The sequence below is a fragment of the Butyrivibrio proteoclasticus P6B7 genome, assembly GCF_000622085.1.
Classification (GTDB): domain Bacteria; phylum Bacillota; class Clostridia; order Lachnospirales; family Lachnospiraceae; genus Butyrivibrio; species Butyrivibrio proteoclasticus_A.
Genome location: NZ_JHWL01000018.1, coordinates 1 through 16,065, shown reverse-complemented (window position 1 = coordinate 16,065; position 16,065 = coordinate 1). Strand labels below are relative to the sequence as shown.

At 41.8% G+C, this 16,065-nt stretch carries 13 protein-coding genes; 11 read left to right on the top strand and 2 right to left on the bottom strand.

Translation table 11 applies throughout. From position 1 onward, the window contains the following. Positions 1–214: 214 nt before the first annotated feature. From T541_RS0111380 to T541_RS0111355, 6 genes are all read left to right on the top strand, one after another. Positions 215–4,558 (top strand): Ig-like domain-containing protein, encoded by a 4,344-nt coding sequence (locus T541_RS0111380; RefSeq protein ID WP_026652856.1) that lies wholly within the window; start codon positions 215–217, stop codon positions 4,556–4,558. 69 nt (positions 4,559–4,627) lie between these two features. Then, positions 4,628–5,071, top strand: coding sequence for a hypothetical protein (locus tag T541_RS0111375; protein WP_026652855.1), 444 nt, complete (start codon positions 4,628–4,630; stop codon positions 5,069–5,071). 136 nt (positions 5,072–5,207) lie between these two features. Further along, positions 5,208–5,876 carry a hypothetical protein gene (locus T541_RS0111370; protein ID WP_155839506.1) on the top strand — a complete coding sequence of 223 codons (669 nt, stop codon included), beginning with the start codon at positions 5,208–5,210 and terminating at the stop codon, positions 5,874–5,876. Continuing rightward, positions 5,876–6,304, top strand: coding sequence for a DUF6560 family protein (locus tag T541_RS0111365; RefSeq protein ID WP_026652853.1), 429 nt, complete (start codon positions 5,876–5,878; stop codon positions 6,302–6,304). The genes T541_RS0111370 and T541_RS0111365 overlap by 1 nt, the downstream gene beginning before the upstream one ends. Positions 6,305–6,372: 68 nt before the next feature. After that, entirely contained in the window at positions 6,373–8,460 is a 2,088-nt protein-coding gene (locus T541_RS0111360) for a WG repeat-containing protein (protein ID WP_026652852.1), read from the top strand. Between the two features lie 16 nt (positions 8,461–8,476). Then, positions 8,477–9,010, top strand: coding sequence for a hypothetical protein (locus T541_RS0111355; protein WP_155839504.1), 534 nt, complete (start codon positions 8,477–8,479; stop codon positions 9,008–9,010). 9 nt (positions 9,011–9,019) lie between these two features. Here the strand turns inward: T541_RS0111355 and T541_RS19440 are convergent, their stop codons facing one another. Continuing rightward, positions 9,020–9,904 (bottom strand): AraC family transcriptional regulator, encoded by an 885-nt coding sequence (locus tag T541_RS19440; RefSeq protein ID WP_051538213.1) that lies wholly within the window; start codon positions 9,902–9,904, stop codon positions 9,020–9,022. Positions 9,905–10,164: 260 nt separating this feature from the next. Between T541_RS19440 and T541_RS0111345 the strand changes: the two genes are divergently transcribed. The 5 genes from T541_RS0111345 to T541_RS0111320 all read left to right on the top strand — a co-directional run bounded on the left by T541_RS0111345 (position 10,165) and on the right by T541_RS0111320 (position 15,710). Continuing rightward, positions 10,165–11,568 carry an ABC transporter substrate-binding protein gene (locus tag T541_RS0111345; protein WP_026652850.1) on the top strand — a complete coding sequence of 468 codons (1,404 nt, stop codon included), beginning with the start codon at positions 10,165–10,167 and terminating at the stop codon, positions 11,566–11,568. 77 nt (positions 11,569–11,645) lie between these two features. After that, positions 11,646–12,542: a carbohydrate ABC transporter permease gene (locus T541_RS0111340; RefSeq protein ID WP_026652849.1), complete on the top strand. Its 897-nt coding sequence runs from the start codon at positions 11,646–11,648 to the stop codon at positions 12,540–12,542. A gap of 5 nt (positions 12,543–12,547) precedes the next feature. After that, positions 12,548–13,444, top strand: a complete 897-nt coding sequence (locus tag T541_RS0111335; protein WP_051538212.1) for a carbohydrate ABC transporter permease — start codon at positions 12,548–12,550, stop codon at positions 13,442–13,444. A 32-nt stretch (positions 13,445–13,476) separates the two neighbouring features. After that, positions 13,477–14,115 carry a YesL family protein gene (locus tag T541_RS0111325; protein ID WP_081779948.1) on the top strand — a complete coding sequence of 213 codons (639 nt, stop codon included), beginning with the start codon at positions 13,477–13,479 and terminating at the stop codon, positions 14,113–14,115. Between the two features lie 20 nt (positions 14,116–14,135). Continuing rightward, positions 14,136–15,710, top strand: a complete 1,575-nt coding sequence (locus T541_RS0111320) for a glycoside hydrolase family 28 protein (RefSeq protein WP_026652846.1) — start codon at positions 14,136–14,138, stop codon at positions 15,708–15,710. Positions 15,711–15,810: 100 nt separating this feature from the next. Here the strand turns inward: T541_RS0111320 and T541_RS0111315 are convergent. Then, the coding region (locus T541_RS0111315) for an IS3 family transposase (RefSeq protein ID WP_026652845.1) at positions 15,811–16,065 on the bottom strand (255 nt) is incomplete at its 5' end.

The window sequence follows — 16,065 nt, the reverse complement described above, 5'->3', positions numbered from 1 at the left end:
TAAATAGAGGGGTATTAACGATATCTAAAATGCGCATGGTTAAGCCTCTGGCGGAATGATTCAAAATTTCATTAAATTAATTGACGATTAAAAATTTATTGCTGAATAAATATTCGTAACCTATAATCATTTTTGTGTTTATAAAAATTTTATTATTCAGTAACACAACCTAAGAGAACGGAATCTCTGGATCGTGGAAATTAAGGGAGGAAACATGAAAAAGGATGGTATTTTTTCTCGGTTCAAACTGAGAGTGATTCCAATGTTGATGGCAGCATCATTGCTGTGCAGCAACTTCGTAACTATTAATACCTATGCTGAAGAGGCAGCTACTGAAGCTTCTTCTGTAGTAGAGGAGCAGAGCACTGAGGGTAATGGTGAGCCAGAAGGCCAGCCAGGTGAGACAGAAGGCGCAGGCACAGAAAGTACAGGTACAGAGGGTGCAGGAACAGAAAGCACAGGTACAGAAGGTGCTGGAACAGAAAGTACAGGTACAGAGGGTGCAGGAACAGAAAGCACAGAAGCTACTGAGGGTACAACTGAAGAACAGCAGACTACAGATGGAAATGTAGATCCTGCCACTGCTGAAGGCGAAGCAGAAGGCACAGCTACAGGAGTAGTAGCATATGATTTCGAAAACATGACAGAGGAAGAGTTGGCTGCAGCTGGTTTTACTTTGGATGAAGATGGGAATATCATTGATGCTACTGGAACTATTGTTTATACAAAGGGCGGCCATAAGGAGTCACTTAACGGTCATGAAAATCCTACAGAGATTATAGTGCCTGCAAAATTGGGGCTTGTTAACGCTAAATACGTAACAAATATGCCAGAAGGTGTGACTCTTACAGTTAAAGCTCGTGTTTCTTTTGATGGAGAAACTCAGACATTGACAGAAGGTACAGATACTGAGGTTTTTGTCGAAGGCGGAATTATAACTTTTGAGTATTCATATTCTTTTGATGGCTCAAGTGCAAAGGCAGAAGATTATAACATTGTCATCAAATTTGATGGTGAAACAGATAACGCGCACGTTTCAGATGGATCTATTGCATGTGATTGCGATAATATGGATGAGTCACATACTCTTTCATTTGATTTTAGATATGCAGATAAAACAGCTCCAACGGTTAAGAGTTTTTGTGATATAAATGGAAATTTATCAGATGAGTATGTTTCAAATAGAACAGAGGATCTTACTTTCTACGCTGAAGCATCTGATAATTGTGGAATTTCTAAAGTTGAAATTGTAACTAATATAGGCAATTTTACTATGGATGGTCCTGATGAAAACGGTAAGTTCAGTTGGCATCCGAGTGTATCTGGAGTTTACCACATTACAAAGGTGATAGCTTATGATACAGCTGATCCAGTAAATGTAAGCAATGACTATCCAGTGAATGTAAAGGTATACTATAACGTTCCTTCTGAAGAGCGTGATATTACTGCAATTAAGCTAAATGAGAGAGAATACTACTCAGCATGTAATATGAATGAGGATGGGGATGCAAAGCCAAGAGTGTTCTTATCCGGAGCTTCGGGTAGAGAACTTTCTGAGATCGTGGTAACTGATTCTGAAGGACATACGTATCATATCAAGAATGTAGACAGTGAAGAGTTTGGATTTGTGACATACTGGGGATGCACATATACTTTACCTATTAAAGATGTTGAAGGTAAAGTGGAATATACATTTACTCCAGTTTATAAAAAGACAAGTACAGGCAGTGCTTCTTCACAGGAGCCAAGCGCTAATGTGACTGTTACTGTAGATAACAAGGCACCACAGGGAACACTTGATTTTGGCTTTAATACAATTGATGGTTACACTGCATTTTCAACAAGTACTGATACATTAACTACAGTAAGTACCAGTAAGGATCTTGAACCTAAAATTGTTATTACAAGTGATGAAGATCTTAGAAAGGTTACATACCAGATAAATGGCAGAACTAGAACTGTATGTAATCCATCTAAGGATGATTCTGGAAAATACATCATTAAGATAGATTATTCTGCAATTGAAAATCATACTACTGAATTCATTATAGATAATGTCAAAATGTATGATAAAGCAGGTAACTACAACAAGTTTGATAATAAGCTGGACTACACTCACGATGAAGTAGGACCAGAAATCAGATGCTTTATTTCTCATAATGGTGGTCCTTATAAGCAGTATAGTTATTATCCTACTAAGGAAAATCAGGTTGTTATCAGAGTAAGAATATATGATAATGGACGTTTAGATCTTTCTAAGTATGCTCCAGTATTTAAAATTGGAGCGAATGGAAAAGAGATAGATTCTGAAAATGTTGTTCTTGTTAAAAAATATCCTGAGGATAGTGAACAACCTAAATTTGCGGAATATGACGTAACTCTCCATGCTGATGATGGATGGGATGGAGTTTGTCTTTATATAGTTGCAAAGGATGCAGCAGGTAACGAAGGTACTGGTGAAGGACCAAGCATGGTGCTTGATAATGTTGCTCCAAAGCTCTGGTTCACATATGATCCTCAGCCACATACTACACAGTATGGTGGGGACGAGTTCTTCAGTACTACAAATGTGACTATTAAGGCGATTGTAGAAGAAAAGCATCCTGATGAAAAGAATATTAGAGCTGGTATTCACGTTAAGGGAAAGACTACCGGTGAAATTAGTGCTACATGGGTAAGAGAAGGTGACTTGTATATTGGTACCTTTGTGACAAATGGCGATGACATTTACGAAATCACAGTAAATGAAAAAGAAAATACAGATTGGGATTGGGTAGGTAATAATTTTGTCTATAGAGACAATCCTGGAATTCCAATTCCTAAGTTCACTGTAGACTCAAAGTCTCCAGAGGTTGAGATTACATTCGATAACGAAGACGTTAAGAATCAGAAGTACTACAACAAGGCTAGAACAGCAACAATCACTGTAAAAGATCTTACTTTTGCAGATCAGGCATCAACAGTAGAGATTAAGAGCACTTATGGTAGTGCAACAGCTGGCTCTTTCTCAGGTAATGATGGAGTATATGTAGCAACTGTTCCATTCTCTAAGGATGGTATCTATAGCTTTACAGTTACTGCATATGATAAGGCTGGTAACCCAGCTACAATTAAGACTAACGAAGAATTCGTAGTTGATACAACAGAACCTAAGCTCTCAATCGAATACAACAACAACGCAGCCAAGAACCAGATGTACTACAACGCATCAAGAATGGCTACAGTTACTGTTGAAGATATGACATTCAGCTCAGAGCTTGTTGAGTATGGTATGCAGCCTATCGCTGATGGCTCACCACTTCCATCACTTGGAAGCTTCAGCACATCAGATATGATAAGCACTTCATACATGACATTTGATCAGGACGGTACATACGCATTTGTAATTAACTGTACTGACCTTGCTGGTAACACATCAACATCATATATCTCAGATATATTTGTTATTGATACAACAGCACCAGAGGTTACATTCTCTGGAGTTGAGAACTACTCAGCTAACAATGGAACAGTAGCTCCTACAGTTTCATATGTTGATAAGAACATGGATATGGAAGCAACTGTTGTTACCATGACAGGTTCTAACAATGGTCCAGTATCTGTTGGAAATGCAGTTACTAAGACAGAGAACGGATTTGTTGTTTCTTACAACGACTTCGCTCACGACAAGAGCATGGATGATCTCTATACTCTTTCAGCTAAGGTTTATGACCTTGCTGGTAACGAATCTGAGGAACAGATTGTATTCTCAGTAAACCGTTACGGTTCAGTATTCGTACTTGGTGATGCAGCTAAGTCACTTAACGAGAACTTCTACACAAATGATCCTCAGGACATCGTGATCACTGAGATCAACGTAGATGAACTTACATACAGAGATATCTCTATCAGCTGCGATGGTGATATCACAGAACTTGAGAAGGGCTCAGACTACACAGTTACAGCTCAGGGTTCTGACACAACATGGAAGACATACACATATACACTTGATAGTGAGAACTTCAATAAAGACGGCGTATACTCTGTAACAGTTTATACAAAGGATAAGGCTACAAACTCTCAGGACAATAAGTCTAGAGATGCTGAGATCAACTTCGCAGTTGACCTTACAAATCCTAGTATCGTAACTGCTGGTATCGCTAGCGACGAAGTTTACCATGAGGAATCTCACAACGTTAACATCAACGTTGCAGATAACATGGGACTTACTTCATTCCAGATCTTTAGAGATGATAAGCAGATTGGATCATACACAGCTGAAGAGCTTGAAGCAAACGGTGGTACAATCGAGCTTACACTTGATGAAGCAGACCAGAAAGCTTTCGACCTTAAGCTTGTAGCAGTGGACGTAGCTGGTAATGAAGAGACTACTACATACAGCAATGTAATGATCACTTCAGAAACTGCCTCAATTGGACCAGAAGATCCTCCATTGCCACCAACTCCAGATCCAACCAATAATCACTTGATTATTTTCATCATCCTTGGATTCTGCGTAGTTGCTATAGCTTCCGGAGCAGGTATATTTGCTTACAAAAAGAAAAAAGTTACTGAATAATTTATAGTATAATAATAGAGCTGCCAACTGGTTTGGCAGCTTTATTGTCAATGTTAAAGGAAAAAACAAATGCAAGATCCAGTTATCACAGCTAAATCCAATATTGCAGCATTTATCACAGAAGTGTTCCTTATCTTGCTGGGATGTATATTTCCAGGAACCATGGTACTACTGCGGTTTATGGGGGCCACATGGAAGGAGTTGCTTCAAATAACTCCAAGCCTACTGCTTACCTTTTACTTTTGGCACACTGGTTTTGGAATGATGTATTTTACAATGTGGGCAAACTATGAGGAAATTGCAATTAGAAGGCTTTATTCCGGCACAACACACATTAATCTGAAAGATATTGTAACCTTCAGGGATGAGCTCAAGGACAAAAGAGGTCGCTCTAATGGCCCTAGAAGACTTACAATAGTTACTCGTGATAAAACCTATACTTTTGGCTATTATCCAGCAACCCTTGACCGTGGGTATCACGAGTTTATGCATTTTCTAGAGAAGAATACATAATAGTTAAAGTGGAGTTTTAATCTACTTAGAAGAAAATTGCAAAGAACTTGCACCAGTAGAACGACTAGGCGGATAATTGAGTTTTCGGTGTATAAAGATTATGAGAATAGAAAAGAATAAAGATTGGGGAATTATAATGAGGAAAAAGATTTTATTACTATCAATGGGGATTGTACTTGCGTTGTCAGGATGTGGTAATTCTGCACCAGCGAAGACAGAAGAAGTAAGCGTAGAAACATCTGCTCAAGATTCATCAGTTGAGACAGATAACTCATCCACAGATGGAAATAGTACAGGAACAGATTCAGAAGATCAGAGCACAGATCAGTCAGCATCTCAGGCATCAAAAGAGGAAGTAGACGTCAACGAGATATTAGACAGCTGCAATATGATCCAGATTCTTTATGGATTTGATCCCAGTTCAAATGTCTTTTCAGAGGAAGAATACTGGTTTAGAATGACCGCAGATATGAAACAGAATGTTTCACTTCTTAACGTTAATTGTGCTGGTCCACAGCCAAATGGCGTAGAAGCTGGTAATTACAGAATGGATGGAACAGAGAACTTTACAAAGCTCATTGATGTTTTAAAATCCTGTGAGCCAGTCATTCGTGAAGATCATGAATCATACAAGCCAACAGATTTCCATGGAGATCCATATATCATAGTGCTGGTATATCCTTACGGTTATTCACCTAATGCAATTTACCACGATTATTATATTCAGATAACAAAGGACAGTGATGAACTTGAGGACTTCCTTCTGGATGTCTATAACCAAGTGAAAGAGGACAAAGTAGGATAATGGAAACCTGTAATGTAAGAGTTAAGAAAACTGATTTATTGATGAGCATATTCGTTTGTGTTTTCGGAATTGTAGTGGTTGGAAGGCGCTTGATGAGCGTTGGCGTTCAAAAGGACAGATTCAGTGCAATTTTCCTTGTGGTATTCTGTGCCGTAGCTATATTCACCACCGCCAGCATGTTATACAACAACATTCGCATTGATGGTGATAGCTTGGTGGTTCGTAGATTATTTAAAAGAACTATTGTGTTATCGCATGGAGACATCACAGGATATTTAAAGGGTTCTGGCACCAAGACAGACTACGTTATATTTTACTATGACAATAAATCATGCAGATTAGTTCAGCGCAATACTGAGAACTACGATATGCTTTTACTTTTCCTTACCAAGTACTGCAAAGAAATTGGAACTAAGGAAAGCGCTTGAAGTTAAGCAGTCTTATCGCAACACTGCGAAGATTTTGAAAAAAGTTTTTTATAGTTAGGAATTCATTTATGCAAGAGAAAAAGATAATCTCCAAAGTCCATAAATTTATATTTGTGATACTCATGTTTTTTATCATAAATATTTTTCTTCGTATCTTTCTTGGAAGATATTTTGGTGATCGAGGAGGATATGTAGTAATTGATGCTAATGGTAGAGAGGTTACCGGGATAGCATATGATTTTATAACAGAGTTTAATGAAAATGGAATAGCTTTTGTTAGAGATTATTCATTTAGTACTGAAGATAATCATGATGGATATGCCTTTATTGATGTGGAGGGTAACCAGCTATATCCTGGAGTATTTGATGGAATAGAGAGCCTAGAAATCCGAAACAATATAAGAAGATATAGTTATCCTACATATTATATTGATAATGATGTATTCATATCTAGCAGTGATAATAAAATCTACATTTTTTCTTTTAGTGAAGAAAAACTATATTCTGCAGAAGGAGGAATTGTTGAATATGAGAGCATCTATTCTGAAGGACTAATCCCAGTTAAATTAAAAGGCGACAAATATGGATATCTAAATGCACATGGTCAGTTGGAAATATCTAATACGTTTTCTTATGTTCACGCTTTTCAAAATGGAATTGGTGAAGTACGTTTAGATGGAAAAGAAAAGTATATAGACCATGATGGCAATTATGTGGATGAAGCGATAGCTCTTGAATTGTTATCAGAAGAGAAAGATCTATCTCCTTCAAGAAATGATGACTATAAATATGGTTATGTTGATAAAAATGGCAATACGGTAGTTGATTATAAATATAGTTATGCAGAAGATTTTTGTAATGGTTTTGCAGTGGTTGAAGAAAACTATGATAAGCGCGGTTATATAAATGCAAATGGTGAAGTTATAGTTCCATGCAAATATAGTCATGCATATGATTTTTCAGAAGACGGTTTTGCAGTTGTATCAAAAGGCGAAAGAGAATTTGGAAATTATTATGAAGGCTTTGTTGATTCTGATGGTAAAGAGCTTTTTAGTCCACAGTTTTATGGCGTGAAAGACTTTAGTGGTGGGTATTCTAGCGTTGCCCTTGCCAGAGGTCAGTTCATCAAATACAACTTCTCTAAAGATGTAAAGTGGAGAATTGGATATACAATAAAAGCTTTCTTCCTGTCAGCATTGCTCTGGTATTATCTGCATAGGTATCATCTGCTAATACTATTCCTGGTTTATGTGGCTATTTTCATATGTTGGGCTAATCATACTAATTGCCACAGAGTACAGGGAGGATACTACGTTATTAACCGCAAAGGTAAGATGTATACCAAGAGAGAGTATGACGTATTAAGCAAGTTCAACAATAATGGATTAGCTTATGGAGTCCTGTATTTTAAGAAATGGAAAGATGTCGGTAAGAAATGCGGCTTTGTGCGTCCAAATGGAAAAGCTGTATTTATGAAGGAGTTTTCCGGTTTAGGACCAGAGCTTTTGCCCTATGAGCTTGTGGGTGACAACCAAAAGAATATCCTGATGCATGGTGGAGAGAGCACAGCTCTTTATTCCTTTAAGGGAAAAGCACTATGTGTAATACCAGATACAAAATGTATTCCTGAGGCTTCAGTCTATAGCGAAGGCCTTAGAGCATTGGAAGTTATATCCACCGGCTTAAAGGGTTATATCGACGATGAAGGAAGGTGGGCAATAGAGCCAAAATTCGAAGATGCTCAGCCTTTCGCTAACGGAAGGGCTACAGTTAAGCTTAATGGACAGATGTGCGTTATAGATCATGATGGAAATGTTGTTGCAGAAGGTAATAACATTAGTGAGGAACCTTCCAGTGAATATCATGATGGACTTGCCAAGATTCAATCTCCAGAGAATGGAATGTACGGCTTTGCTAACGAAGCTGGCGAAGTAGTTATCCCATGCGAATTTGAGGAAGTCCGTGACTTCTCAGATGGTTTTGCTGCTATCAAGCAGAATGGCTCCTGGGGCTTTATAAGGACAGATGGAACATTCCTGATTAAGCCTTATATGAAGGATGTTATTGATTTTAGTAATGGTTATGGTGCCATCTGGACCACTGATGACGTAGATCTTTCGTTCTTGGTGGAGAAAGAGAAAAAGAGGACAAAGTAGGATAATGGAATACGTAATGTATTACGCAGTAGCCCTGATGTTTGGCGCAGTAGCGATACTGTTCTTTTACACAGGCTTTAACGGATCTGGCACAGTTGATAGTAAGCCGCTGTACTACGGAATAGGTGCAGTCTTTGGGCTTCTATCCTTTGCTATGTTTGTTAAAAATGGAGCGCTAATTGAATCATTGCTTGGCCTCATAGTAGGGGTTCCCTGCGTATGGTTTGGAATAATGCACATAATTGATGTCTTTCAGCACAATATCCGAGTTGAGGCCATTCTTAAGAAAATTACATACCACAGAGGTGGCAGAGGCGGCGGCAGCTACAGACTGGACTTCGAGGTCCCTCAGTATAGGACCAAGTACACCGTGGACAGCGTATCCTCCAAACGTAAATTCATCGAAGGTGAATCCTACGTAATCTACATCTCCAAAAAGGACGCCAAAGCCCATGTGCACCGCATCCGCAACGTCCTCCTAGGCCTTATCATGGTCCTCACAGGCCTCATGTTCCTTAGCATCATAGGTATGGTCTTGAAAATATTTTGATATAGGGCATCAGAAAGCGTGTGCTTCCCAGTACTTGTCGTTGAGGATAGGCTGCTCCTTGGTGTACTCGGCGGCGTGGGCCTTTCGGAACGCCCTGGGCGAAATATCATAGTTCTTTTTAAATGCATCCTTGAAATAATTGCCATCGCTGAATCCACAGTTGATGGCAATTTCTGTTATTGAATGCTGGGTAGACAATAGCTCCAGTGACGCGTGCTTGAGCCTTACCTGGGTCTGATACTTCTTGATTCCCATTCCCATAGTCTGATAGAACTTCTTGCTTAAATACGACGGCGAAAGACTTGCAACCTCCGCCAAATCCTCTAGGGACAGCGGCTGATAGTAGTGATCATTGATATGCTGTACCACCTGGAAGATGTCCTCTGCCCCCGCAACAGAAAGGGACACACTGGAATCCTTGATGGAGCAGTAGCGTCTGCAGTACAGGAAGAACTCTTTTAACAGAAGAGTCTGCATGGCGGCAGTGTTCTCATCGTCGATGTTCTCCTCCTTCAGCATAGCATCCACCACAGAGAGAATCTGGCTCTGATACTTGCTGGGAATATGGATGACCCGGGGAGTTAAGAACTTATCCTCCAGATCCGGGCAAAAGAGCTGGCTATTCTCCGTAACGTCACAGCTTCGGAAATAAATATTGGTTCTGAGAGTCTGAGCCAGGTACCTGTTAAAGTGAAGGACCTTAGGCGGAATGATGAGAAAGTCCCCAGGGCCTAAGTCGTAGCGCACGTTGTCGATGAAAAAGCGGCACTTTCCCTGGCGCACCAGAAACAGCTCATAGTAGCAGTGAAAATGATTATCAATAATTCCGTAATTTGCTTCTCTTGTAATCTGATGAAGATAGACACGATCTATGTCTAAATCTGTGGTTCGCATAAATGCTTCCCCTCCTGCATTTTAAACGCTTATAAATGGTTGGAATTGCATAGAAAAAGTACCGATATGACTGGGATAGAGCCCCCTCATTAATTATAGTCCATGGATGACAAAAAATCAGTATTTTATCAAAAAGATGACGTTAAAAAAGTATTATTACCGGGGCAAAACCTTTATTGTAAAGATATCAGTTAATAGGGGTATTAACACGGGTTACAAACACATATTTCACCCTAAGGGGGAAGCAAGGAGGATTTCGTATGAAAAAACTGACAGCAACTATTATGACTGGTCTGATGGCGACATCTCTTTTAGCTGGATGCGGGGGAACAACTACAGAAACAACCCAGAATACTGATTCTCAGCCATCTAGCGAGAAGACTACAGAGGCTGCACCTGCAGCTGATCAGCAGGCTGACTCAGGTAGTGCAGATTCCTATGAGTCATGCACACTGACCTTTGACTGGTGGGGCGGCGATGCAAGACACGAAGCTACTATCGCAGCAATCGAGGCTTTTGAAGCCAAATATCCCGGAATCACAATCGAATACAACTACGGTGCATGGTCTGACTGGGAGACAGCCAAGGCTTCTGAGTATCTTTCAGGCACCAACCCAGATGTACAGCAGGTAAACGCAGACTGGATCGGCAAGTACGACGCAGACTGTACAACATATCTTGACCTTAACACTGTTTCTGACGTTCTTGATCTTACACAGTATGATGCTTCAACACTGGCATTTACTCAGGATTCCAAGGGTGGACAGGCAGCTATTCCTATCGCTCTTACAGGACGTACCTTCTACTGGAACAAGGCAACCTTCGAGGCAGCAGGCCTTAGCACACCTACTACTCTGGCTGAACTTGAGGCAGCAGGCCCTATCTTCAAGGAGAAGCTTGGCGATAACTATTATCCACTTGTACTTACAGAGTATGACCGTGCAATCATGCTTGCTTTCTATACACAGGCCCAGACTGGCGAGCCTATCATCGACCAGAACGGCAACTTCACACTTACTCAGGATCAGGTAAAAGATGCCCTTACATGGATCACATCTCTTGAAGAGAACCACGTAATTCCTACAATCGAGTATTACGACGGCGAAGGCGCAGAGTCTATCGATAAGTCAGCAAGATGGATCGGCGGCGAGTACGCTGGATGCTTCACTTGGGATTCATCACCATCATCTCTTCAGAACGCACTTCCTAACCCTGACGACTTCGAGGTTGGCTGCGAGCTTATGGATACAGGCAAGGCAGGCTCAGGCTGCTACGTTAAGGTTTCTCAGATGTTCGCAATCAGCGCTAAGACAGAGCATCCTCATGAGGCAGCTCTTTTCCTTAACTATATCTTAAACGACGAAGAAGGTGCTAAGCTCATGGGCACACAGCGTGGTATCCCAGAGTCTAAGGCAGCTTACGCAGTATGCGAGGCTGAAGGCGCCATCGACCCTGTAGTTGCAGCTGCACACAAGAGCGTTATGGATTCTAACCCTATGTACTGGAATCCTCTCTTTGACGATTCTTCACTTAAGGGCGACACAGCAGTTTACAACACATTGTTTGAGAACCTTTCCTATGGCGTAAGAGACGGATCCTATTCCATCGACGACGCTGCGCAGGATCTCTATGATGCCTACGTTGCAGTAGCACCAGCCAAGTAATAATTATTTCTGTTAAAAGAACTAACGTCTGCCAGGGAATTTCCTGGCAGACTTTTTACAAAAAGGTGGGGAGAACTTTGAGTAAAATACAGAAAACACTTCGAGACAACATTGGATTTTTCTTTGTTATTCCCTGGCTGGTAGGCTTTTTGATCTTTAAGGCATATCCTTTTATTTCATCTTTTTATTACAGCTTCACGGACTACGACCTGTTCAAGGGAATTTCAAAGCACACTTTAGAAAACTACATAAATGTATTTGCCAATAAGCAAGAGAGAACTGCACTAATCATCACATTTAAATATGCCTTCATGACAGTGCCACTTAAGCTTGTATCGGCGCTGTTTATCGCATATATCCTTAACTTCAAGATTAAGGGCGTTAACTTTTTCCGTACTGCCTACTATATTCCATCTATCCTGGGCGGATCCGTTGCCATAGCGGTTCTTTGGAGAGCTCTTTTTAACGACGAAGGATTGATCCGCATGATATTTGGAATATTCGGCATAGAGGGACCACACTTCTTTACCAACAGCAACTGGGCACTGTTCATGATCTGCCTCCTTAGAGTGTGGCAATTTGGATCTGCCATGGTAATCTTCTTGGCGGCCCTAAAGGGTGTTCCCACAGACCTCTATGAAGCGGCAGCCATCGACGGCGCCGGCAAGTGGAGACAGTTCTTTACCATTACAGTTCCGCTTATTACGCCTGTCATATTCTACAACCTGATAACTCAGCTGGTGCAGGCCTTCCAGGAATTCAACGGCCCCTTCATTATCACCAAGGGCGGACCTAGAGGAAGCACCACGCTCATGACACTTCTTATTTACAACAATGCCTTCGGTGGAACCTACAAGATGGGCAAGGCCTGCGCTCAGGCATGGGTTTTGTTTGTTATCTTAGTCCTTTTCACAATGATCTCCTTCTGGAGCCAGAAGCATTGGGTTTACTATTCAGATGAGGACGGGAGGTAGAAAATATGGCAAATGTTCAGACTAAGACTGCATCCCAGGCTCAGAGAGACCTTGAGAGAAAAAGAAGAATCTCCCTGGTCATACGCTACTTCATCCTGATAGTTGTAGGTCTTTTCATGGTTTACCCGCTGGTGTGGATGGTGGGCGCAACCTTTAAGAATAATAGTGAGATCTTTTCCACAATGAATCCTATACCTATGAAGCCTACGCTGGACGGCTATGTTCACGCCATGGACAACTACGGCGGAACCATCAACATCTGGCAGGCCATGCTCAACACCTATTCCTACGTTATTCCAGAGGTTATTCTTACGGTTATCTCCTCGGTGCTGACAGCCTACGGATTTGGCAGATTCAAGTTCAAGGGCCACGACATCATGTTCACCCTGATGATGGCAATGCTGTTCCTGCCTCAGGTGGTGCTCAACGTGCCACAGTTTCTGTTCTACAACAAGATTGGCTGGGTGGGATCCAAGTTCTATCTGCCACTTATCGTTCCTACGGCCTTTGCGGTGGAGACCTACTTTATCTTCATGCTGATCCAGTTCCTTAGGAATATTCCAAAAGAGCTGGAGGAGGCAGCCAAGATCGACGGTGCCAACGTGGTTCAGACCCTGACCAAGATCATAGTGCCAATGCTGATGCCGGCCATTGTGTCCTGCGCACTGTTTAAATTCATGTGGGCTTCCAATGACTTCCTTGGCCCGCTCCTTTACGTCAAGACACCGGCCAAGTATCCGGCCACCATCTTTGTCCGTCTGTCCATGGACTCAGAGTCAGGCTTTGAGTGGAACAAGGCTCTGGCAGTTTCGCTGATATCCATCCTGCCTAACATTCTGGTGTTCTTCGCGGCCCAGAATCAGTTCGTGGATGGTATTTCTGCAGGAGGAGTCAAGGGTTAAGAAGTTTACGACTAGAAAGGTAAGGCATAATTATGTTTAAAGGCTTATTCAGTCCGGATAACCCTGTTATCCGATTCACGATAAAACTGGGCTACATCTGGTGGCTCAACATCTTATGGCTCTTAAGTTCTCTTCCCATCATTACAATTGGGGCTTCATCAACTGCGCTCATTTACAGCTGTATGAAGCTCCACAAAGATGAGGGCTATCCAACCGCCAACTTCTTCAAATCCTTTAGGGAGAACCTGAGGCAGAGCACCATTCTGTGGTGTATCTACCTGGTGGTGGGGCTTATCCTTGGAGCAGACATCATCTTTTGGAATCATCAGGGAAAAGAGAACCGAATTGTCTGGGGGATCATGATAGCGGTAGGAATTCTTTACAGCATCTCTTTATCCTACGTCTTTGCGATCCAGTCCAAGTTCAACAATTCTATAAAACGAACAGTGGCATACTCTGTGATTGTGCCATTTCACAACATGAAGGAGACACTGCTTATTCTGGTGACTCTGATGGCAGTGGTGTTCTTCAACGTTACATCAATTTTTATGGTGAACTTTTTTACCCTGAATCTGGGAGTGGGGCTTATAGCATACCTTCTGTCAGTGTTCTACATGGCAGTATTCGAAAGGTACATACCGCAAAAAGAGCCTGACAAAACCGACATCTAGCATATAGCGAAGGAAAGAAAATGGAATTCACGATAGTAGCCGTAACAGTCAGAAGCATCACAATAGAACTGGATAATAGTGAGATCTACCAAAGTCAGGCTGTCCATGACTATTATATCGACGGCAGGATGCGTTTATCTTCTGACAGGAACGTGGTGAGTATCATAGGTCTTTTGCCGGACAGGGAGTATGAGCTTACCGTGGCCTGCGGCGCAGATACAGGTAAAAAGAGCTTTCGCACAAAGAAAGAGAGTGTCCTGCTAAATGTTAAGAAGTTTGGCGCTTTGGGAGATGGTAAGAGCATTGACACAGATCAGATCCAGGCAGTAATTAGTTCCTGCCCTGCGGATGGCACAGTTTATTTTCCAAAGGGAACATATCTCATGGCCCCTGTATTCTTAAAGAGCCATGTGAACCTTTGGATTGACAATGAAGCTACGCTACTAGGAATTCCTGATAGGAAAGAGTATCCGATCCTTCCCGGGATGGTTCTTGGAACCGATGAGAAAACAGAGTACAACTTTGGAACCTGGGAGGGCAATCCTTTAGATAGTTTTGCTTCTCTTTTAACAGCTATAAATGCAGAAGATATCGATATCTTTGGAGAGGGAGTTATTGATGGAAACGCACCAGCCGGGGACTGGTGGGTTAACCAGTGGGAGAAAAGAGGGGCCTGGAGACCAAACACCATCTTCCTGTCAGGCTGCAAAAATGTGCTGCTCCAGGGCCTTAGAATTCAGAATTCTCCAAGCTGGACCATACATCCCTACTATTCAGAGAATTTGAAATTCTTTAATCTAGATATCCAAAATCCTCCTGATTCACCTAATACCGACGGTTTTAACCCTGAAAGCTGTCAAGACGTAACCCTCCTTGGCACCAGGATCTCTGTGGGAGACGACTGTATAGCCATTAAAAGTGGCAAGTACTATATGGGCGTTTTCCACTGCCGCCGGACCAAAGGCATTGTGATCAGGAACTGTAAGCTTGAAAGAGGCCACGGCAGCGTCACCATTGGAAGTGAGGTTGCCTGCGGCGTTGAGAACGTCAGAGTTTCAAAATGCATATTTGAAGGCACAGACAGGGGAGTAAGACTTAAGACCCGCCGTGGAAGGGGAGAGCAGTCCTACATTAACGATCTGGAATTTGAGAACATAACCATGGACCGGGTTCACATGCCAATGACCATCAACATGTTCTACTTCTGCGATCCTGATGGCCACAGCGACTACGTCCAGAGCCAAGACTATCACCCAGTGGATGAGATGACACCCCGAGTTGGTCACATCGCCCTTCGCAACATCACAGTAACCGGCGCCGATGCATCTCTTATATGCGCCTATGGCCTTCCTGAGATGCCCATCGAATCCATCGAAGTTACCAACCTTCACGCCACCTTCCTTCCGCCGACCCAGAGAACCCCTCAGGTCCCCATAATGATGGACAACTTCCCTCAGATGAGCGGCCAGAGCTTCTACCTGAGAAATATTCTCAAAGCCCGCCTGGAAGATGTCACCGTCGAAGGCAGCAGCGACACATCACCCGAAGCCATAGGTGTGAAGGAACTTATCACAAACCAAGTGACATACAACTAATCATGCTTATATGTAAAACTTACGGAGCCAAAGAATATATGAGGTGACCCCCAAAAGTTAGACTTTTTAAGCGTAGCAGTTTATGGCTGCTACGCTGTTTTTATGCAGCCAAGAGGTTAAGCCTGTATTGAACAGGACTCATCCATCCTAGTTTTTCTTTTATTCTTTGTTCGTTGTAATACTTTATATATCGTTCTATTTCAGATTTCAATTCTTCGAAACTGTAATAAACCACACCATAATAGATTTCTTGTTTTAGCAAGCTGAAGAAATTCTCCATAACTGAATTATCTAGGCAATTACCTTTTCGTGACATGCTCTGGAAGATACGTTCTTGCTTCAGTCTATTCGAATA

Coding starts and splice junctions, on each gene's coding strand:
- T541_RS0111375 (WP_026652855.1), top strand. CDS start 4,628: ATGCAAGATCCAGTTATCACAGCTAAATCCAATATTGCAGCATTTATC.
- T541_RS0111345 (WP_026652850.1), top strand. CDS start 10,165: ATGAAAAAACTGACAGCAACTATTATGACTGGTCTGATGGCGACATCT.
- T541_RS0111370 (WP_155839506.1), top strand. CDS start 5,208: ATGAGGAAAAAGATTTTATTACTATCAATGGGGATTGTACTTGCGTTG.
- T541_RS0111360 (WP_026652852.1), top strand. CDS start 6,373: ATGCAAGAGAAAAAGATAATCTCCAAAGTCCATAAATTTATATTTGTG.
- T541_RS0111355 (WP_155839504.1), top strand. CDS start 8,477: ATGTATTACGCAGTAGCCCTGATGTTTGGCGCAGTAGCGATACTGTTC.
- T541_RS0111335 (WP_051538212.1), top strand. CDS start 12,548: ATGGCAAATGTTCAGACTAAGACTGCATCCCAGGCTCAGAGAGACCTT.
- T541_RS0111380 (WP_026652856.1), top strand. CDS start 215: ATGAAAAAGGATGGTATTTTTTCTCGGTTCAAACTGAGAGTGATTCCA.
- T541_RS0111320 (WP_026652846.1), top strand. CDS start 14,136: ATGGAATTCACGATAGTAGCCGTAACAGTCAGAAGCATCACAATAGAA.
- T541_RS0111365 (WP_026652853.1), top strand. CDS start 5,876: ATGGAAACCTGTAATGTAAGAGTTAAGAAAACTGATTTATTGATGAGC.
- T541_RS0111325 (WP_081779948.1), top strand. CDS start 13,477: ATGTTTAAAGGCTTATTCAGTCCGGATAACCCTGTTATCCGATTCACG.
- T541_RS19440 (WP_051538213.1), bottom strand. CDS start 9,904: ATGCGAACCACAGATTTAGACATAGATCGTGTCTATCTTCATCAGATT.